The organism is Bradyrhizobium sp. MI1.3 (assembly GCF_055811695.1).
In genome coordinates, this window is sequence record NZ_JBVVPQ010000025.1 from 59,377 (window position 1) to 78,089 (window position 18,713).

Below are 18,713 nucleotides of genomic sequence, written 5' to 3' on the forward strand. Positions count from 1 at the left end.
AGAGCCGCGGGGATTTGTGGATGTCAGACATGTTGCCTGCGCTCAATGTACGGGGCTTGCGGCGGAAGTGGCGGGGAGCATTTCCTGCTTGTTGATCCAAAGCACCGCGACGATTCCCGCGATTTGAAGCAGAGCCAGCGGAATCAAGGCCATGGGGAAGCTACCCGTCGCCTCCTTGATGACACCGAGCAGCCACACCGCGCCCGAAGTACCGATGTGCGACAGGGTATTAATGCCGGCAATTCCGGCCGCAGCCGTAGCCGGAGAAAGTGTCCCCGTCGCCAAGGCCCAGAATGGTCCCTTGATCGAATAATTGCCGATCAAGACTACGCTCAGAATAGCGAGCGTCACGGGTAATGAACTCGTGAGCATGGTCGCAAGCAGCGCGGTTGCGCATAACGCAAGCGGTATTGCGGTGTTTTGAGCATGGGCGTTCGACCTGTCCGAATATCTTCCCCAAAAGATCATCGCGACGGAGGCAATGCCAAACGGGATGGCATTCAGGAATCCGGTCTCCATGTCGGACATCCCGAACGATTTCACGATCTGAGGCTGCCACAGCGACAACGCGTTGCTCGTGGCCGAGCTCCCCGCATAGATCAAACCGAGGATGAGCACATATTTATTAGTCAGGATTTGCCACAGCGACATGTGGCCGCCCTGCTTCGCCATCGATCGCTCGGACTGCAGGCGCGCGTCGAGCCAATTGCGCGCCCCCGGCTCGAGCCACTTTGCATCAGCGGGTTTGTTCGGAAGCCCGAAGAACGAGACCAGGCCGAGCAGGACGGCTGGGATGGCTTCAACGATGAAAAGCCACTGCCAACCACGCAGACCCAGCAAGCCATCCATCGCCAGCAAGGCGCCGGATATCGGCGATCCCAGAAAGCTCGATAGCGGTATGGCCACCATGAAAACCGCAACGATCCGTGCGCGATAAGCCGCCGGAAACCAGAAGGTCAGATACAGGATCACACCAGGAAAGAACCCGGCCTCCGCTGCACCCAACAAAAACCGGCTCAGATAAAAAGTAACCGGCCCTACCGCAAAAGCGGAGAGAATACCGACCATCCCCCATGTGATCATAATGCGCGCGATCCAGATCCGCGCGCCAACTTTCTGCATCGCCAGATTACTGGGGACCTCGAAAATAATGTAGGCGATATAGAACAGCGCCCCGCCCGCCCCGAAAGCAGCCTGCGTCAGGCCCAGATCCTTGTTCATTTGCAGGGCCGCAAACCCGGCATTGACGCGGTCGACGTACGAAATGAAATAGCAAACCATGAAAAACGGAAGCAGGCGCCATGTAATGCGGCGCATGGTTTCCGCTTCGATCCTCGGTAGCGGCGCGGAATTCATTGGCATGGCGTCCTCGTTTCGGGTTGACGGTCAGGCAGCCAGTTGGCGCAGGACGTATTGAAGAATTCCGCCGTTGCGGAAATATTCGAGCTCGTCGAGCGTATCGATGCGGCAGGTCAAGGGAATGATGGCCTTATTCGCACCATCGGACTCGCGGATCTCGATCGCGAGCTTCTGGAGATGCTGGGAAGGCCATTCTTTTTCCGCTGCGGCAAGCGAATAGTAGGCGCAGGTCTTTGCACCGACGACAAGTGTCTGGCGTGCGCCGAAGCTGTTGAGATACTGCTTCATGATCAAGTCCCCCCTTCGCTGCAATCGTGCGCGTCCCGCAGATCTGAAGCCGGTCTATTTCTCCGATGCGGCAAGGGGATCGAGACCCGCTTTTTTCAGAGTCGGAGCGGCTGCAGCTGAAGCGAGGAAGGCAATGAGAGCCCGTCCGGCTTCTGGCTGATCGGCGCTGGAGGTTATGCCTGCAGAAAAGATCGTAATTTTCTGGACGTCTGACGGGAGCGGCCCGACAAGGTCGGCTCCAGCGATCGGCAGGAGTTCGCTGATCTGTTGAAAGCCGAGTTCGGCGTCACCGCGTGCAACAACACTGGCGACCGGCTCGGCCGGAATCATCTTGGCTTTGTCCTTCATCTCGGCCGCAATCCCGAGACGCTTGAACAGCTCGTTGCCGACATAGACGCCGCTGGCGCTATCGGAGTATGCAACCGACTTCGCGTTCAACAGTGCCTGTTTCAATGCGTCGGACGTACTGATATCAGGCTTTGGCGTCCCGGCGCGTACCGCGATCCCGATCGGCGAGCGCACCAGGTCGACGCGGCTGGTTCTGACCGCCCTGCCCTGCTTGATCATCTCGCCCAGCGCGTCGCCGACCATGATGAGCACGTCCGCTGCCTCCCCACGTGCCAGTCGCACTGGGATAGCGTTCTCCGTCGTACCCATCGAAGGGCCATAGGCCGTGACGACCGTGTTTCCCGTCGCGCGTTCAAATTGCGGTACGAGCTCCTTGTAAGGCGTCGCCAAGCCTCCCGAGATCATGACCCTGACCTCGGACGCCCCGGCGATTCCCGCCGCGGCCGTCAAAACAATCAGCAAGCTCAGCGCAACTAGCCTGCGCACGACGATCGTCACGCTCATCGGCAATTTCCTTCGATGCTATTATTCGGGGACTGTGCTTGCTCGTTGACGGTCGAAATCATCGAGCACTTTGGTGGTCACGTCCCTATCGCCGTCTCAACCGAACTAGCGCCGGATAGCGCGCGTCGTTCCTGCGGCCTGTAAACGAGGTACGTCCCGGCCAGACCACAGAGCGCTGCCGCGCTCATCCAATATCCCGGCGATGCATTGTCACCAGTGGCAGCGATCAGCCAGGTGCAGATCGCTGCCGTAAACCCTCCGAACGTCGTTGCCAGACTATATGCGAGGGAGAATCCCGACGTTCGTACGCCTACCGGCATGACTTCGGTCAATGCGACGATCATCGCGCCGTTGTAGCTGGCGTAGATGAACGACAACCAAAGCAGGACCGTCAGCATCTTCGGGAACGTCGGGCCTGCGGCCAACCAGGAAAGCGCGGGATATGCAGTCAGAAATGCCAAAGTCGAAAAGGCGATGAGGATCGGCCGACGACCAATCCGATCGGACAACGAGCCCATGATGGGAAGCCAGATGAAATTCGATATTCCCACGCAAATCGTCACGATCAGGCCATCGGCCGCGGTCAGTTTGAGGACCGATTTGCCGAATGTCGGCGTGTAGACGGTAATGAGGTAGAACGACACCGTGGTCATGATCACCATCATCATCCCGGCAAGAACAATGCTCCAGTTTGCGAGGATGGAGCGATAGATCTCGCGGGGTGTCGGATGATGCTTCCGCGCCAGGAATTCATCGGTTTCCTGCAGCGAGCGTCGAATGAAGAACACGAAAGGAACGATCAGGCAGCCGATGAAGAACGGAATGCGCCAGCCCCAATCGTTAAGTTGTGCAGGTGCAAGCCATGCATTCAGAGCAAACCCCAGCGAGGCCGAGACGATGATCGCGACCTGTTGACTAGCCGATTGCCAGCTGGCGTAAAAACCCTTCTTTCCCGGTGTGGCCATTTCCGAGAGATAGACGGAAACACCACCAAGCTCGACGCCAGCCGAGAAGCCCTGCAGCAGGCGCCCAATCAAGACGAGGATCGGGGCCAAGATGCCAATGGTTGCGTAACTTGGCACGAACGCGATGAGCACCGTTCCGGCAGCCATGATGGATAATGTAACGATCAGGCCTTGGCGCCGCCCGATCCGATCCACGTAGGCGCCGAGGATGATGGCGCCGAGTGGACGCATCAGAAAGCCTGCGCCAAACGCGACAAACGTCAGCAGCAGTGACGCGTATTCATTTTCAAGCGGGAAGAATGCCTTGGCGATGTACGATGCGTAGACGCCCGACAGAAAGAAGTCGAACATCTCAAGAAAGTTGCCACTGGTGACGCGGAGCACCATGCCAAGCTTCGACTGTCCGGTGGTAGCCGTCATGCCGTCCTCCCTTTTTATCGTTTGTGATTCTTTGTCTTGTTCACCTGTCAGGCAGGTGTTGCAAACTTGATCGCGGCCGGATTGACCGATACGCGAGGCGCTATCGTTCAAGCTAGGCTGCCTCACCGTATATCAGCTGCCTGTCATCAACCTGTCGCTGATGCACCCTGCAGGAAATTTGGTCGAAGCCGGAGGTGAAGACGGCGCGCTTGGCGAGCCGGCAGATATGGGGATTTCTCTCGGATGCTATTCCGTTTGAAATCCAAATCCCTGGATCTCTATCGATCCTGCAATGCGCGGCGCCACTCTTTGAGAAAGCTCGCTCGTTTCGACTGATCGAGATAGGTGAGCAATTCTGCACCAATATGGATCGGCTTGACCGCGCCGCTGCGATCCGCAGGTATCACGCCTTGTGCGCCGAGACCGAGGCGCACAGGACCAACCGACCGGGCCAGGAGAAATTTCTGGCCGCGCTCCGAAAGCAAGTAATCAAGAAACAGTTTCGCGGATTCCGGGTGCGGCGCAGTGACAGGTATGAAGGCTATTCGCGACATCAAGGTGATGTAGTCGGCAGGAAACACGATTCCGATAGAGGCATCTTCCTTGGCCCGTTCGATCGCGTAAGACCCTATCATATTGTAGGCGATCAGATGTTCGCCGGATGAAATTCGATCAAGCACCGTTCCGGTGGTCGAGTAAAGCTTGATACCGGCGCCGCCAAAGGCACGGACCAAATCCCACGTTGTCCTGGTGATTCCGGCATCGCGCGTGATGAACAGGAAACCGGTCCCACTCTGCTCCGGGTCATAGGTTGCGATCTTGCCCCGATAGGTATCGGGCTTCCGGCTCAGAAGGCTCTTCAGATCCGCGCGGGTTCGAGGAACATCGCCCTCCGCGACGAGGTTCTTGTTATAAACAATGACAATCGGCTCCGCCGTGATGGCATAGGCTTCGTCTTTCCAGATTGCCCAATCCGGGATATGCGCAATTTCCTTCGAGACATAGGGTTGGGCATAGCCGTCATTGACGAGCTTGATCTGCAGATCCATCGCGGAGCTCCAGACAATATCTCCGGGTGCTGCGCTGGAGGTCGAGGGATCCACGACTTGATTGTAGATTTCGTTCGAGTTGATCTTTGTATGGACGATCTCGATGTCCGGATGACCTGCCCGGAAATCGGCAAGCAAGTCGGCGACGTCCGCGTCTTGGGTCGTCGATACGATGTTGAGTTGCTCTCGAGTTGCGGCGGGAACTGATGCTTGCCCCTTGAGAGGGCCGAGCTGCGCCTGCTCCGACATGGCAGGCCACGCCAGCAAGATTCCAACGCACAAGGCCAAGGCTTTGGCAGCCCCCATCGTGACGTGTCCTCGTCCATGAGCCGCTTTGCGGACTTTAGTTTGTTCAGGACTGCAGCCACTTCTACAGCGGCGCACAATCAGGCCTCAACTTGAGCTTTCACCATCACGCTTGGCAAGAGGAAAGCTCACGGAAACCCGCAGGCCCCGGCCTTCCGGGCCAGGTGCAAGCACGATTTGAGCCCCGAGACGGTCCGACAACGCTTTCACGATGGCCAGTCCAAGGCCGCTACCCTCAGGGCCGTTCGCCGTCGGAATCCGATAAAAGCGTTCGAAGACACGGGCCAGATGGGCCTCCGGAATTCCCGGACCGGTATCCTCGACTTCAATCCGCGCGGTCGTGGCGTCAACAACCGCGCGAACCAGGACCAACCCGCCGGGTCGGTTGTAGCGGATGGCATTGTCGATCAGGTTTGCCAGCAATTCGCCAATCAGGACGGTATTGCCGGCGATGACCGCGGGACCGTCAAATCGATCGAACTGGACGTCGATGTCGCGCGCGAACGCCTGTGGGGCACGCTCCGACAGGACATTGAAGGCGACCTCGTTCAGGTCAACGTTCTCCGCGGCCGGTTGCGCAATGTTCTGCTCGTCGACCCGAGCCAGTGTCACGAGCTGCTCGAGCAGCCGTTCAAGGCGGTTGATGGCGTTATCGACCTCGTCGAGGGCAGATTGGCCCGCCGGCGTCTCCGACCCCAGGCGTCGCACCAGATCGAGATGCGTTCGCAATATCGCCAACGGCGTTCGCATCTGATGCGAGGCATCGGCGGTGAATCGGCGCACCAGTCCAATGGCCAGATCCAGCCGCTGTAGCAGGGAATTTACCGCGAGCGCCGGTGCTAAAGCTTCCTGCGGCACCCGGGAAAGGTCAAGCGGACTGAGATTTGGACCGCCCTGGATGCCGCGCGCGTCGATTTCTTGTTTGAGTTCGCCAAGCGGCCTCAGGCCTCGATCGACCGCGTACCAGCCGAGGCAAGCGATGAGGCTAATCAAGCCTGCCTCGAGCATCGCCAGTCCGATCAGCATTTCACGTTCGACGACGCGGCGCGCCTGCACCGTTTCGGCCACTGCGACGAGGACCAGCCCTGGCCTGCCGTAGACCTGCCGCGCCTGCGCGCCGATACGAACCGTTTTGCCGCGGTACGCGCCATCGCGATGTCCGGTTTCGCCAGCCTTCAATCGATCGAACCCGGCGAGCGGAAGATCCTTGTAACCGGTGATCAATTCGCCGAGGTAAGTCACGCTGTAGTAAATGCTATCGTGCGACTGGCTCTCCAGCATGCCGAGCGCAACCTGCGGCAAGTCGACGGTCAGTTCGCCATCTTCCACGCCGACACGTTCGGCGATGGCGAGAATCGACCCATCGAGCAACCGGTCATGGACTGTCTGGACAACCCGCTGAATCAGCAACATACCGCCGATTCCAAGCACCATCGCCAATACAATGGCGGGCGCCACCAGATTGGTGAGGAGTGTTCGCCTCAACGACGGCCGCCAGGTGGCGATCACTATACCTCCAGCAGATACCCTAGCCCGCGGACGGTGCGGATCCGCGGCCCGTCGGGACCGAGTTTCTGGCGAACGCGACCAACATAGAGTTCCGCCGCGTTCGGCGCTACCGCCTCGTCGAAGCCAAACACCTCCGCGATCAGGCGCTCCTTGGAGACGACTTTGCCGACGCGGGTCATCAGCACCTCCAGCACGGCGAACTCGCGCCGTCGCAATTCAAGCGGCCGGCCGCTCAATGTAATCGTGCCCGCGGCGCGGTCGAACGCGAGCGGGCCACAGATCAAGGTCGGATTTGGAAGCCCCTGTCCCCTTCTCACGAGCGCGCGAACGCGGGCATCAAATTCGGCGATATCAAATGGCTTGGAGAGATAATCGTCGGCGCCGAGATCGAGCCCGCTGACCTTATCGCCGGTCGCATAACGGGCAGTCAGAATCATGACCGGAACGGTCGACCCGGCTTGCCGTATCTTGTGCAGGACACCGAAACCCGACACGTTCGGCAAGTTGATGTCCAGGATGATGAGGCTGTAGGGTTCCAGCAAGGCGGTCTGCGCCGCCGAAGCCCCGTCAGACTCGATATCGACGGCGAACCCGGACAGCTTGAGCCGCTCGGCAAGGCCCCGCGCCATGGCGGCATCGTCCTCGACAATCAGAATCCTCACTGAACAAACCCTTGCGTTCGCACCACCCGTGCGAGGGAGACGTTACCGTGAGGCTAGAAGCACAGTATCGAAAGATCAAATCGGAGCTTCCTCGCGGAGGCTAGCGGACTGGGTCAACGCGTCCAGTCCCTCGCCCTCCCTAGCAATCGTCACATCCCGCCTGTATAAACCGGTAGCTTCTTCCGCAACTCGAAGGAGCTCATATGAACGACCTGCACACTTGGCTTTCGCAACAGCACCACGGCCTGCGGACGTTCCGGATCTTTCAGCAAAAGCTCGAGACGCTCGGCCGCGACGACCCCGAACAGCGCGGCCTGTGCCGTCTGTTGAGCGGCCTCGTCGGCAGCTATGTCGAGACGTTCGATGAGGCCCCGCTGCCCGTCGAGGTCGCTGACGACGCCTATCATCGCCTGCTGACGCTGGTCGCAAGCCTCGACCTCGAGGGCGACACCAGCCGGCGGCTCGCGGACATCAACCGGGTTGCGACCTGCGAACTCTGGCAGTGACAAGCGCGGGCGGCGTACGGCTCGCATCCGCATCCTTGGGACACTTCGCCAGAGGACCGCGTGCTTCCGGCACGCCCACGCTCGGCGGTTCGACTTCGCCGGGCCAGTCCCTATATCGTGTGGCAACACGCATCGATGCAGCGAGCAGCTTTGATGGCCAGGAGACGCGCGACCGAAACGGAAGCCGACGATCTCCCCCGCTATTTCGTCTGGGTGCGCGGCCTCGAGGGCCCCGAACCGCAGAAATGGATGACGATGGATCTCGGCGTCGGTGACTGGAAACGGCCGCTCGTGCTCGCCTATCTGGAGCTGCCGGAGGGCGAGCGACACTTGCCGTTGTCGGCGCTGGCCCGGCGATATCCGCCGCCGCGGGGAGAGGCTTCGTAGAGGGGCCATCCTGGGCGGACGCGAGGATCTCACCAGCCCCTCAACCCAGGGCGAGCAACGCCGCACGGCGCGGGTCAGGGTGCAGCATCTGCCCGCGCCGCCGACGCTATCGGCCGCAGCAAAGCGGTAGGCGGCGTCCGCGAGGGTGCGGAAGAGTGACAATGCGCCCCCATGATTATGGGTGTCGCGGCGCCGGCACCGCGGCTAAACTTGGCCGTGCGCCGCGGGGGACACGCGGTGCAGGGCGATGATCATGACCGAACAGGGCGAGACGGGTGAGGCCATCACCATCCTCCTCGTCGAGGACGACGCGCCGACCTGCTGGCGGCTCCACGACGCGCTGGTCAAGGCCGGCTACGAGGTGCGCAGCGCCGGCACGCTCGCAGAGGCCCGCGCCGGGCTCGGCGAGCGGGCACCGCGCGTGCTGCTCACCGATCTGCGGCTACCCGACGGCCACGGCGTCGAGCTGATCCGCGAGACAAGGCAACGCTTTCCCGACACCGAGATCATGGTGATCTCGGCGCTCGGTGACGAAGAGAGTGTGATCTCCGCGATCACGGTCGGCGCCACCGGCTATCTCCTGAAGGATGCGTTCCCCACTGATATCGCCACCACCGTGCGCGATCTGGTCGCCGGCCATTCGCCGATCTCGGCCTCGATCGCCCGCTTCATCGTGCGCAGAACGCAAGGTTCCGCGCAGAATGCGGCCGAGCCTCCGCCTGGTCCCGCGCTCAACACCGCAAGGCTCACCCCGCGCGAGATCGACATCCTCTGGGGCATCGCCAAAGGTTTCAGCTACGCCGAGATCGCGAGCCATCTCGGCCTGTCCCGGCAGACCGTGCCCGGCCACATCAAGAACATCTATCGCAAGCTAGAAGTGCACACCCGCAGCGAAGCGGTGTTCGAAGCGGTGCAGCAGGGCCTGATCAAGCTGTGAGCGAGATCGCGGCCAAGGCACCGGTCAAACCCGCGCGGCGCCGGCTGCTGGTCTCGCGCCTCGTACCCTATCTGCTGCTCCAGGCGCTCATAGTTGTCGCGACCGTCCTCGGGCTGCGGCTGCTCCAGCCCAGCGACCCCGACGACTTTGCCCTGAGCGAATTCTCGCTGCGCGAGGACGGCGTGGCACGTCCGGTGACGCTGCCGCATTTCACGTCGTCACGCTATTCCCTGGCCGACCCGCCGCTCTACACCGGCACCTTCACCTTCCGCCGCGGCGACGTGGCGTCGGGATGGTCGGTACTCCTGCCGCGCTTCAGCAACGCGGTGGAAGTCGCAATCAACGGCGTCGTCATCCTGGATTCCCGACGCGATGCCAACGCCAACCGGCCCGACCGCAACACTCCCCAGATCGCGTCAATCCCGTCCTCGCTGCTGCGCGAGGGCGCGAACGAGATCACGGTGCGGCTGTTGGTTTGGGGACCGCTCAAGGGCTTTCTCGACACCGTCTATGTCGGCCCGGATGCGGCCTTGCGGCCGGCCTACGAGACACGCACGCTGATGTTCGTCACGTTGCCCGTGGTGTTCTCCGCCTGGCAGTCGATCCTCGCCGTCATCCTGGCGATCATGTGGCTGATGCGCCGCCGCGAGCCGGTTTACGGCGTCCTCGCCGTGGCGATGGTACTTGGCGTGGTGCAGGCCTTCGCGCCGCCACCGGTGCCCCCCGTCAACACGTCCCGGCTCGCCGCGGTGTTGCTCGCGTCCGCACCGATCGAGAGCGCCCTGGTCGTCGTCTTCGGCGTGCTGTTCTTCGGCTGGCGCTGGCCGCGTTACGGCATGCTGCTGTTCGCACCGGGGCTCGTCGTGTTCGGTGTCGGACTGATCGCCGGCCCGCCGCTGCCGCGCATTCTGTTTCTCCTGCTTGGCATTCCGACCGTCGGTCTCTGCCTGCTCCTGATGGCCTGCGTCACCGCTGCCGCGGTGGTGCGGCGGCAGGACGCGGCAAGCTTCACGCTCGGCTGCGCGGTGACCATCGTGCTGATCTGCTGGGTCCACGACATGCTGTCGGTGTTCGAGATCGTGACCAACGAGCGCATCTTCCTCTCGCGCCTGTCCTATTCGGCGATGCTGGTCGCGATCGGCGCCGGCTTGACCTGGCGGTTCGCGCGCGCGCTGAACCAGGTCGACAGCTTTGCCGACCAGCTCGTGACGCGCGTACGCGAGGCTGAGGAGCGGCTGAAGGCGAGCTTTGCCCGCGAGGAGGAGCGTGCACGGGCCGCCGCGCTCGCCAATGAGCGCACGCGGCTGATGCGCGACCTGCATGACGGCCTCGGCGGCCAGCTCATCAGCATCGTGGCACTGTCCGAGCGCGGGCACGAGGGCGCGACCATCACCGACGCCGCCCGTGCGGCGCTGAAGGACCTCCGCCTCGTCATCGATTCCATGGACGACATCGGCGGCGACCTGATGCTCGCACTCGGCTCCTGGCGCGAGCGCGCGACCGCGCAATTGCGACCGCACGACATCGCACTCGACTGGCACGTGGCCATGCCGCAGGGGCTACCGCTGCATCCCGAGCTCAGGCCATGGCATGTCATCCAGATCGTGCGCATCCTCGACGAGGCCGTGACCAATGCGGTCAAGCACGCAGAGGCCCGCCGCATCGCGGTCACCATCGAGACGGTCGACGAAGGTCAGGGACCGTACGGTGTGATCAAGGTCGCGGATGACGGCAAGGGCTTTGCGAACGGTTCTGTGCCGGTCGGCAGCGGCGGAGCCACCGACGCGAGCCAGACCGCGCGGGGCCTTCGCAACATGAGGAGCCGTGCCGCGCGCTGCGGGGCAATGCTCGATCTGAGCTCGGATTCCTCAGGCACGCGCGTGCGGCTGCAATTGCCGCAGGTTTTCCCCGACAGCGATGCCGCCGTCGGCTGAAAAGCCCCCTCTCCGAACGTGTGGGACGCGCGGAGAGAGGGACGGGCCGGATGATTTGCCTGCGGAGGACGGGGGGTCGTCCGCAATGCTCCTTCGCCCGAACTCTTTGTCTTTCTCAGCGCACGCCGACGCGATTGACCGGACCACCGCGATTCATCGGCGTGCCCGCGCGCACGCCGACACCGGGCGCACCGACCCCGGGTGTCGCGACCGCGACCGCGGCGGCCGGCGCAACAACCACTGCCGCTGTCGGCCGCACCACGCAGCCCTTGGGTATGCCGACCGTCTTGCAATAGACCACCGCCTGCGCCGGGCTCGTGCCCAACGAAACCATCGCCGCACCTGCCAGCGCCAAAATCGTCAGCCCGGCGCTCAGCGCTCCCGCTCTTTTCGACATCTTGCTCTCCTGCTTCCCGTTCGGTGGCCCGATGCAATCACCGGGTCTCGCAGCCGACGTGCAGCCTGAATGACAAAAGACGGCGCGCTGATACATGCCATGAAAATGGGGGTACGGCGGCGGGACGGGCTGGCCGATGCCATGAACATGGCATGGACCTGCGCCCGGGGCTCGCGAGATGGTCCGGCCCACTTGATCCCAGGCGGGACCAACGACATTCCCAAGGAGGTGTTTTATGAAGATTTCGGTTCTTGTCGTGCTGCTGCTCGCCGCTACCGCCCAGACCGCCGCTGCGCAATCCGGTCCGACGCCGCAGGAGCAGATGACCTGCCGAAGCGACGCGAGCAAATTCTGCGCCGAACACATCGGCAAGCCGCCGCAGATGAATGCCTGCCTGCGCGAGAACAAGTCGAAGCTTTCGGACGGCTGCCGCAAGGTCGTGGAGTCACACGGCGGGTAAGTGCTCGCCATCCACAGCACAAACCTCGCCGGCGCCAATGCCGTCAGGCCAATAGACGTCGATGCGCCGGTCATAGAGGATGGACGCTAATCGTCGTCTCCGAATAGCCTGATCTGCGGAAAACCGCCGTGCGGCCTGCTCGGGACCTCGCGTGCATCGGCATCTTCGCGGATGTTGCGCGCGACGTCGTCCCAATCGGTGCGGTCGCGCATACCACGCGGCTCGCGGAAATCGTAATGACGGCGCTCGGCCCAGCGCTCACGGCGCTCCGTCCGGCGCCGTTCAGACGTGGCGCGCTTGACGTCAGAATCCCTGGCTTTGGCATAGGCGTTGTCGGATGACGGCTCTGTCGATGCCTGTCGCTCGGCAGGCTTTGCGACTTGCGGAGGCGACGCCGGTGGCGGTTTCGGGGGCTCCACCGCGGCCGCTTGCGAAGGCTGTTGCGCTGGCTGTTCAGCGTTGGCTTGAGTGGTCTGCGTGTCGGGCTTCACCGCTTCGGACTTTGCCTCAGGCTTGGACTCGGCCTTCGCGTCGGATCTGGCGTCGGATTTGGCTTCGGCCTGCGCTGGCGCGGCGACCATGGCGCCGAATGCTTGCGAGCCGGTGAGATATTGCAGGCGCTCGGATGGCGCGTCCGTCGTGGCGGGCTTGGCGTCAGCGCGCTGCGCGATCTTGCTGGTATCAGGCCCCTGCTTGGGCGAGACCGGATTCATGATATTGCCGGCGACAATGCCGCCGCCGAGACCAATGGCGATGGCTGCGACGATGGTTCCTGCACCGACGAAATAGGCTGTCGAGGCGCGCATTGGTCCACTCCCTCTTTGGAGCGGGCAACGCTTCTCGATTGCCTGATGTTCCCGATACATGCGCAGTTCCGGAAGGAACTTGCGCGTCAGATCTGCTGCGCGACCTTCTCGAGCCCGATGATGCGGGCGAGTTTGCGCACTTCCTCTTTCTGGTCGTCACGCAGCTGGAACAGGAGCGGCATCGCGGCCGACTTCAACTGCTGGACCTCGTCGCAATTGGGATCGATCGGCACGCCCTGCACGTTCGGATTGGACAGCTTGTTTGCCGAGATCTTGCGGACGACGTTGCGCAGCGCGGTTTCGACCGAGGGCCAGTAATATTCCTGCGACGACGACAACTTCAGACGGTCCCTGATGCCCGCGATCTGCACGTCGGACAGGAGCGAATAGGATTTCTGCGGCTGCGGCTTGGCAACGACCTTCGGCTTGGCCGGGACTTCGACGGCAGGAATCTCTGCAGCGGCCGGAGCCTCGTTCACGCTCGCCTTGGGCATCGGGAAATCGGATGGCGTGGCGGCGGCAAACGCCTGGCGCAGCGGCTCGGTCAGCACGGGCATTTGCGAGAGCTTGTCGGCCGGAACGTGGACCGGGTCGATGGCGGCCGAGGCCAGCGCCAGCGTCGGAACCAGACGGTCAGCCTTGGCCGCCCGATTGGTTGCAAGCGGCTTGGGTGCCGGCGCCTGCGTGATCATTTCGGCGCTGACGCTGGGCACGCTGTCGCGGCCGAGAATGGCGGTGGTGGCGGCGCCGAGGACGAGGAAGCAGGTCAGCACGACGATGGTGATGGCTTTCGACAAACGTCTCTCCGCAACCGGCTTCAAGTCCACGTGATCACTGCCCGGAAACTGGGCGAAAATTAAGGCTTAACCGTGCCATCGCGGCGGCAATCGCGCGGACTGCGGCGACATCACCTAGAAGGATCAACAAAATCAGGCAGCTAGCGCCAGATCGTAAGCGTCCTGGATGTCGGCCACGATCTCCGAGGCCTCCCAAACTCCACGCGGCTCGACCGACTGCAGCGCCACCGTCCAATTGCCGCCCCGGCGGGTGCGGGGGACGCTGACGATGTCGAAGCGCACGTTGCGGCACAGCGGATGGCGGGCCAGCGCATGGGCTACGCGAATGCGAATTTCGTCCAGCGAAGCCGCCGTCTTGGTGTTGAGAAAGTCGAAGTCCATCGCCTGTCCCTCTCGGTCCTGATTGGCGCCTGAGGGGGATTCTGGGCGATCGATGGTTAATCTGCCGTTAAGTGTGGGGCTGCGGAGCCATGCGGGATTAACTGTGACCGATGCGACGGTATCTCCTTCCCTCTCCCGGTTCTTCCGGAAAAGGGGGCCGGGTCTACCGCTCCACCGCCTCACGGTATTCCGCGAGCGTTGATGCGACGAGGTCGTCAACCGCGAGAACATCGGTCACGCCGGATGTCGAGTGCCCACCGCTCCAGATATCGCGCCAGCGCTTTGGCCGGTTCTCTCGTGCGGTAACGTCGATGTCCTTGCCGATGTCGATCGCGCCGCGCGCCGGCAGATCGTCGGGATCGAGACCCGCGGCGACGATCGACGGCTTCAGCATGCTGGTTTGAAGTCCCGTGAATGCGGTGGTCAGCAGGATATCGGCGGCGCTGCTCTCGACCAGAAGCCGCTTGTAACGATCATCCGCCATGCTCTCGTGGGTCGCGATGAACTTTGTACCCATGTAGCCGAGATCGCAGCCGAGCACTTCGGCCGCGCGCAATGCGTAGCCGTCGCTGATGCCCCCCGCGAGCACGATGATGCCATCGTAGAACGCGCGCACCGCGCGGACGAAGGCGAACGGGTTGAGCCAGCCGGTCTGGCCGCCCGCGCCCGCAGTGAGCAGCACGAGCCCGTCGGCACCTGCTTCCGCCGCGCGTTCGGCGTGGCGGATCGAGGCAACATCCGCAAGCACCAATGCGCCGGCGTCGTGCAGCGGCTTCAGCACCGGCGTGGGGGAGCCGACCGAGGTGATGACGATCTCCGGCCTGTGGTGCAGCAACACGGCGAGATCCTGCTGCAGCCGTGCATTGGAGCGGTGCACGATCAGGTTTGGGCAAAGCGGCGCGGCCTTGCGGCCGGTTTGATCTTCGTGCCGCAGCAGCCGCGTTTCGATGTCGGTGAGCCATTCATCGAGTTGTTCGGTGCTACGGCAATTCGCGCTGGGGAAGCTGCCGATCACGCCGTTGCGGCAGGCAGCTACCATGAGCTCGACGCCCGACACGAGAAACATCGGCGCGGCAATCAGCGGCAGGGCGAGACGACCGTGGAAATGTTGCAGCCGATCTGACGTCACGCATGCCTCCCTCGCGCGGGCTTAGTCGTTCCATCCCGCATTCCCTGTGCTAGCGTCGCGATAAACATTGGCACGCCAGAAGCCGATGACAAAGCAGCGAGGAAACATATGTCCGATCCGCTCTACGCATCGTCCCCGACTTGCGCGCAGGCGCTGCGGGCGCTGTCGCGCTATCCGGGCCGCACCGCGTTCGCGTGGCCCGGCGGATCGCTGAGCTATCAGGGCACCATCGACCTGATCGGGCGCATCCAGGGCGTGTTCATGCGGCTTGGATTGCAGCCCGGCGCGCGGGTCGCCTTCCTCACCGCGAACCGCGCCGACACATGGTGCACCGGCGTCGCCGCGCAATTGTCGCGGCTCTGCGTCACCTGGCTGCATCCTTTGGGATCGCGGGCAGACCAGCTGTTTCAGCTCGAGGATTCCGAGGCCGAGGTGCTGGTGGTCGATGCGGCCGCCTTCCGAGATCGCGGCGGCGAACTCGCCGCGCAGGCGGCGTGGCTCAAGGCGGTCTTCACCATGGGACCGGCCGCCTATGGCGTCGACCTGTTGCAGGCGATCGAGATCGAAGGCCATGCCAGCGCGCATTGCCTCGCCGGCCCCGACGATCTCTCCACGCTGAATTATACCGGTGGCACGACCGGCAAATCCAAGGGCGCGTTGCGCTACCACCGCGAAAATGCCGGGGCCGCGGCCGCGATCCTCGCCGACTTCGAGATCCCCGATGGCGCGCGCTACCTCGCGGTGGCACCGATCAGCCATGTCGCCGGCACGAAGGTGCTGCCGACCCTGATGCGTGGCGGCACCGTGCACATGCTGAAGGGTTTTGATCCCGAGGCGGTGCTGGCGACGATCGCGCGCGAGCGCATCAACTTCACGCTGTTCGTGCCGACCATGATCTATGTGCTGCTCGATCATCCCGCATTGAGCAGGACCAAGCTCTCCTCGCTCGAACTGGTGCTCTACGGCGCCTCCGCGATGTCGCCGAGCCGCTTGATCGAGGGCATCGAGCGGATCGGGCCGGTGTTCTCGCAGCTTTACGGCCAGACCGAATGCTATCCAATCTCGGTGCTGCGCAAGGCGGATCACGATCCCAGGACGCCCGAACTGTTCCTGTCCTGCGGCTTCCCGATCGCGGCCTGCGAGGTCCGGATCCTCGACGACAACGATCAAGAAGTGAAGACGGGCGAAGCCGGTGAGATCTGCGTGCGCGCCCCGCACGCGATGGCGGAGTACTGGAAGCGGCCCGACATCACCGCCGAGACGCTTCGGAACGGATGGGTCCATACCGGCGACATCGCGCGCAGGGACGAACGCGGCTACATGTTCATCCTCGACCGCAAGAAGGACATGATCGTCTCCGGCGGCTTCAACATCTTTCCGCGGGAAATCGAGGACGTGCTGTCACAGCACGCCGACGTGGCCATGGTCGCGGTCGTCGGCATCCCTGACGAGAAATGGGACGAAGCCGTCACTGCCATCGTCGTGCCGCGCGAGGGCGCTACGCCTGACGCCGACGAGCTGATCAACATGGTGAGAACGCGGAAGGGCTCGGCTCACGCGCCCAAGCATATCCAGTTCGTCAGGCAATTGCCGATGACCGGCGTCGGCAAGGTCGACAAGAAGGTGCTGCGCGCGGAATTCTGGAGCGGGCGGGACCGGATGGTGGGGTAGCTCCTGCCCCGGCCGCGGCGCAGTCTCACGCAGCCCCTCACCGCTTCTCGATCACCAGGCTCTGCACGGCGCGGCCAAAATACCCCGTCCGGTCCGCCAGCCGCGACATCGCAAGCCCGGCACCATCGGGGCCGATCCAGGAATCACCGTCGAGCAGGATCCATTCGCCGACCGGCTGGCGCGCAAAGCTCACGGTGAGGTCAGCGTTGATGTAGGTCCAGGCGCGGAAATCGAGCGACGAGGCGGTGCCGTTGGAAAAATCGGCCGCGACCACGGCGCGCATCGCCTGCGAGAGCGGTTCGCCTGCGATCAGGGGATGGTCGACGCGAAACCAGATCGCGCCGGCGCCGGCTTGCCCGAAGCGGCCGCGCGCGGCGCGCATCGACACCGATCGCACGAACGGGCTGGTGGCGGCATGACCGTCCTCGAGCAGCGAGTCCTCCGGCGACGGCAGCGTAACCGGCAGTGCCTTGATGTCATCGGGCAGCGTCAGCGCCTGGCGCTTGATCTTGAGCACGGTGGCGCCGACCACCTGTACGCCGTCGGCGAGCAGCTTGACCCCGCAGAGCTGGATCTTGCGGCCCTCGCGCAAGACCTCGGTCGCGATCGTGAGCGGCGCCACCGGAACCGGGCGCATCAGGTCGATGGTGACGCGCGCGATGTCCATCGCGACAGGCGTCGGAATACGCTCAGCCGCCCACGTCACCAGCGAGGCCGGCGCCGAGCCGTGCTGCATGCGCCGGTCCCACGGGCCGGCGGCATCCGGGCTGGTGATGACGCTGTTGCCGTCGACGCGGTAGATGGCCGTCATTGGGAGGGCCATTACAACGGCGGATCGATCGCTTCGTCGTACTCCTTCTTGAAGCGCGCGATCAGCTCGGCGGCGGGAAGAATGCCGTCGACGCTGCCGATGCCCTGGCCGGAGCCCCAGATCTCCTTCCAGGCCTTCGGCTTGGCGCGCTCACCGGAGGCGTCGGTGCCGAAGTTCATCTTCGAGGGATCGGACGTCGGCAGGTTCTCCGGATCCATGCCGGCGGCGAGAATCGACGGCTTCAGATAGTTGCCGTGCACGCCGGTGAACAGGTTGGAATAGACGATGTCGTCGGCCGTCGCGCCCGCGATCATCTCCTTGTACTTCTCGACCGCATTGGCTTCCTTGGTGGCGATGAAGGCCGAGCCGATATAGGCAAAGTCGGCTCCGAGAATGCGCGCGGCGCGGATCGCCTTGCCGTTGCCGATCGCGCCCGACAGCGCGATCGGGCCGTCGAACCATTTTCGTGTCTCGGCGACGAATGCCAACGGCGAGATCGTGCCGGCATGGCCGCCGGCGCCCGCCGCGACCAGGATCAGGCCGTCGGCGCCCTTCTCGATCGCCTTGTGCGCAAACTTCTGGTTGATCACATCGTGGAAAACGATGCCGCCCCAGCCGTGCACGGCCTGGTTCAGCTCCTCGCGCGCGCCGAGCGACGAGATGATCATCGGCACCTTGTACTTGGCGCAAAGCTGCATGTCGTGATCGAGCCGGTTGTTCGACTTGTGCACGATTTGGTTGACCGCGAACGGCGCCGACGGCTTGTCCGGATGCGCGCGGTCATAGGCCGCGAGCTCTTCAGTGATCCGCGCCAGCCACTCGTCAAGCAGCTCCGGCGGACGCGCGTTCAGCGACGGAAACGAGCCGACCACGCCCGCCTTGCACTGCGCGATCACGAGATCGGGCACCGAGATGATGAAGAGCGGCGAGCCGATCACGGGGATCGACAGGCGTCCCCTAAACAAGGCAGGCATGGACATTGCGAGACGATCCTCTGTTGGCGGTCACATCGAAGTTGGGAGCCATACCAACAAGGCAATCTTTCCACTGTCAAGTATTGCGTTTTGGCGCCGTGGAGGACGCCGTT

At 63.2% G+C, this 18,713-nt stretch carries 20 protein-coding genes; 6 read left to right on the plus strand and 14 right to left on the minus strand.

The window, feature by feature from the left end:
- Positions 1–42: 42 nt before the first annotated feature.
- The 7 genes from AC0L3A_RS19770 to AC0L3A_RS19800 all read right to left on the minus strand — a co-directional run bounded on the left by AC0L3A_RS19770 (position 43) and on the right by AC0L3A_RS19800 (position 7,410).
- A complete protein-coding gene (locus tag AC0L3A_RS19770) occupies positions 43–1,362 on the minus strand; it encodes an MFS transporter (RefSeq protein WP_473255035.1) in 1,320 nt (439 codons plus the stop codon).
- A 24-nt stretch (positions 1,363–1,386) separates the two neighbouring features.
- Positions 1,387–1,647: a hypothetical protein gene (locus AC0L3A_RS19775; protein ID WP_007597450.1), complete on the minus strand. Its 261-nt coding sequence runs from the start codon at positions 1,645–1,647 to the stop codon at positions 1,387–1,389.
- Between the two features lie 54 nt (positions 1,648–1,701).
- Positions 1,702–2,499: a substrate-binding domain-containing protein gene (locus AC0L3A_RS19780; RefSeq protein ID WP_354126857.1), complete on the minus strand. Its 798-nt coding sequence runs from the start codon at positions 2,497–2,499 to the stop codon at positions 1,702–1,704.
- Between the two features lie 77 nt (positions 2,500–2,576).
- Complete coding sequence (tcuC, locus tag AC0L3A_RS19785; RefSeq protein WP_219680623.1) at positions 2,577–3,884, minus strand: MFS transporter; 1,308 nt, start codon at positions 3,882–3,884, stop codon at positions 2,577–2,579.
- Positions 3,885–4,162: 278 nt separating this feature from the next.
- Positions 4,163–5,239 (minus strand): ABC transporter substrate-binding protein, encoded by a 1,077-nt coding sequence (locus AC0L3A_RS19790; protein WP_007597457.1) that lies wholly within the window; start codon positions 5,237–5,239, stop codon positions 4,163–4,165.
- Between the two features lie 87 nt (positions 5,240–5,326).
- Positions 5,327–6,748, minus strand: coding sequence for a sensor histidine kinase (locus AC0L3A_RS19795; RefSeq protein WP_007597459.1), 1,422 nt, complete (start codon positions 6,746–6,748; stop codon positions 5,327–5,329).
- Positions 6,748–7,410 (minus strand): response regulator transcription factor, encoded by a 663-nt coding sequence (locus AC0L3A_RS19800; protein WP_354126858.1) that lies wholly within the window; start codon positions 7,408–7,410, stop codon positions 6,748–6,750. The genes AC0L3A_RS19795 and AC0L3A_RS19800 overlap by 1 nt, the downstream gene beginning before the upstream one ends.
- Positions 7,411–7,613: 203 nt before the next feature.
- Here AC0L3A_RS19800 and AC0L3A_RS19805 point away from each other — a divergent pair, with 203 nt between their 5' ends.
- The 4 genes from AC0L3A_RS19805 (at position 7,614) to AC0L3A_RS19820 (ending at position 11,174) form a co-directional block, all read left to right on the plus strand.
- A complete protein-coding gene (locus AC0L3A_RS19805) occupies positions 7,614–7,916 on the plus strand; it encodes a hypothetical protein (protein WP_354126859.1) in 303 nt (100 codons plus the stop codon).
- 153 nt (positions 7,917–8,069) lie between these two features.
- Entirely contained in the window at positions 8,070–8,303 is a 234-nt protein-coding gene (locus AC0L3A_RS19810; RefSeq protein ID WP_354126860.1) for a hypothetical protein, read from the plus strand.
- 253 nt (positions 8,304–8,556) lie between these two features.
- A complete protein-coding gene (locus AC0L3A_RS19815) occupies positions 8,557–9,240 on the plus strand; it encodes a response regulator (RefSeq protein ID WP_219680579.1) in 684 nt (227 codons plus the stop codon).
- The gene (locus AC0L3A_RS19820; protein WP_473255038.1) at positions 9,237–11,174 is read left to right on the plus strand and encodes an ATP-binding protein; all 1,938 of its coding nucleotides are present in this window, start codon (positions 9,237–9,239) and stop codon (positions 11,172–11,174) included. Before AC0L3A_RS19815 ends, AC0L3A_RS19820 begins: the two co-directional genes overlap by 4 nt.
- Positions 11,175–11,289: 115 nt before the next feature.
- On the opposite strand, the gene AC0L3A_RS19825 is transcribed toward AC0L3A_RS19820, so the two are convergent.
- Positions 11,290–11,571: a hypothetical protein gene (locus AC0L3A_RS19825; RefSeq protein ID WP_007597469.1), complete on the minus strand. Its 282-nt coding sequence runs from the start codon at positions 11,569–11,571 to the stop codon at positions 11,290–11,292.
- Between the two features lie 235 nt (positions 11,572–11,806).
- Here AC0L3A_RS19825 and AC0L3A_RS19830 point away from each other — a divergent pair, with 235 nt between their 5' ends.
- Entirely contained in the window at positions 11,807–12,031 is a 225-nt protein-coding gene (locus tag AC0L3A_RS19830) for a cysteine rich repeat-containing protein (protein WP_473255040.1), read from the plus strand.
- 86 nt (positions 12,032–12,117) lie between these two features.
- Here the strand turns inward: AC0L3A_RS19830 and AC0L3A_RS19835 are convergent, their stop codons facing one another.
- The 4 genes from AC0L3A_RS19835 to AC0L3A_RS19850 all read right to left on the minus strand — a co-directional run bounded on the left by AC0L3A_RS19835 (position 12,118) and on the right by AC0L3A_RS19850 (position 15,144).
- Positions 12,118–12,837, minus strand: coding sequence for a hypothetical protein (locus AC0L3A_RS19835; RefSeq protein ID WP_007597471.1), 720 nt, complete (start codon positions 12,835–12,837; stop codon positions 12,118–12,120).
- A gap of 86 nt (positions 12,838–12,923) precedes the next feature.
- Complete coding sequence (locus AC0L3A_RS19840; RefSeq protein WP_007597473.1) at positions 12,924–13,634, minus strand: hypothetical protein; 711 nt, start codon at positions 13,632–13,634, stop codon at positions 12,924–12,926.
- A 132-nt stretch (positions 13,635–13,766) separates the two neighbouring features.
- Positions 13,767–14,015 carry a hypothetical protein gene (locus AC0L3A_RS19845; protein ID WP_007597474.1) on the minus strand — a complete coding sequence of 83 codons (249 nt, stop codon included), beginning with the start codon at positions 14,013–14,015 and terminating at the stop codon, positions 13,767–13,769.
- A 163-nt stretch (positions 14,016–14,178) separates the two neighbouring features.
- On the minus strand, positions 14,179–15,144 hold the full coding sequence (locus AC0L3A_RS19850) for an NAD(P)H-dependent flavin oxidoreductase (RefSeq protein ID WP_354126862.1): 966 nt from the start codon (positions 15,142–15,144) through the stop codon (positions 14,179–14,181).
- A gap of 108 nt (positions 15,145–15,252) precedes the next feature.
- On the opposite strand from AC0L3A_RS19850, the gene AC0L3A_RS19855 reads away from it, so the two are divergent.
- The gene (locus tag AC0L3A_RS19855) at positions 15,253–16,815 is read left to right on the plus strand and encodes an AMP-binding protein (RefSeq protein WP_354126863.1); all 1,563 of its coding nucleotides are present in this window, start codon (positions 15,253–15,255) and stop codon (positions 16,813–16,815) included.
- A gap of 37 nt (positions 16,816–16,852) precedes the next feature.
- Here AC0L3A_RS19855 and AC0L3A_RS19860 read toward each other — a convergent pair whose 3' ends face one another.
- Both AC0L3A_RS19860 and AC0L3A_RS19865 read right to left on the minus strand, forming a co-directional pair.
- Complete coding sequence (locus tag AC0L3A_RS19860; RefSeq protein WP_035993707.1) at positions 16,853–17,626, minus strand: thioesterase family protein; 774 nt, start codon at positions 17,624–17,626, stop codon at positions 16,853–16,855.
- A gap of 11 nt (positions 17,627–17,637) precedes the next feature.
- On the minus strand, positions 17,638–18,606 hold the full coding sequence (locus AC0L3A_RS19865; RefSeq protein ID WP_007597481.1) for an NAD(P)H-dependent flavin oxidoreductase: 969 nt from the start codon (positions 18,604–18,606) through the stop codon (positions 17,638–17,640).
- Between the last annotated feature and the right edge of the window lie 107 nt (positions 18,607–18,713).

Excerpts from the sequence above, each read along its gene's own strand:
- AC0L3A_RS19770 (WP_473255035.1), bottom strand. The coding sequence starts at position 1,362 with ATGCCAATGAATTCCGCGCCGCTACCGAGGATCGAAGCGGAAACCATG.
- AC0L3A_RS19775 (WP_007597450.1), bottom strand. The coding sequence starts at position 1,647 with ATGAAGCAGTATCTCAACAGCTTCGGCGCACGCCAGACACTTGTCGTC.
- AC0L3A_RS19780 (WP_354126857.1), bottom strand. The coding sequence starts at position 2,499 with ATGAGCGTGACGATCGTCGTGCGCAGGCTAGTTGCGCTGAGCTTGCTG.
- tcuC (WP_219680623.1), bottom strand. The coding sequence starts at position 3,884 with ATGACGGCTACCACCGGACAGTCGAAGCTTGGCATGGTGCTCCGCGTC.
- AC0L3A_RS19790 (WP_007597457.1), bottom strand. The coding sequence starts at position 5,239 with ATGGGGGCTGCCAAAGCCTTGGCCTTGTGCGTTGGAATCTTGCTGGCG.
- AC0L3A_RS19805 (WP_354126859.1), top strand. The coding sequence starts at position 7,614 with ATGAACGACCTGCACACTTGGCTTTCGCAACAGCACCACGGCCTGCGG.
- AC0L3A_RS19810 (WP_354126860.1), top strand. The coding sequence starts at position 8,070 with ATGGCCAGGAGACGCGCGACCGAAACGGAAGCCGACGATCTCCCCCGC.
- AC0L3A_RS19815 (WP_219680579.1), top strand. The coding sequence starts at position 8,557 with ATGACCGAACAGGGCGAGACGGGTGAGGCCATCACCATCCTCCTCGTC.
- AC0L3A_RS19825 (WP_007597469.1), bottom strand. The coding sequence starts at position 11,571 with ATGTCGAAAAGAGCGGGAGCGCTGAGCGCCGGGCTGACGATTTTGGCG.
- AC0L3A_RS19830 (WP_473255040.1), top strand. The coding sequence starts at position 11,807 with ATGAAGATTTCGGTTCTTGTCGTGCTGCTGCTCGCCGCTACCGCCCAG.
- AC0L3A_RS19835 (WP_007597471.1), bottom strand. The coding sequence starts at position 12,837 with ATGCGCGCCTCGACAGCCTATTTCGTCGGTGCAGGAACCATCGTCGCA.
- AC0L3A_RS19845 (WP_007597474.1), bottom strand. The coding sequence starts at position 14,015 with ATGGACTTCGACTTTCTCAACACCAAGACGGCGGCTTCGCTGGACGAA.
- AC0L3A_RS19855 (WP_354126863.1), top strand. The coding sequence starts at position 15,253 with ATGTCCGATCCGCTCTACGCATCGTCCCCGACTTGCGCGCAGGCGCTG.
- AC0L3A_RS19860 (WP_035993707.1), bottom strand. The coding sequence starts at position 17,626 with ATGACGGCCATCTACCGCGTCGACGGCAACAGCGTCATCACCAGCCCG.
- AC0L3A_RS19865 (WP_007597481.1), bottom strand. The coding sequence starts at position 18,606 with ATGTCCATGCCTGCCTTGTTTAGGGGACGCCTGTCGATCCCCGTGATC.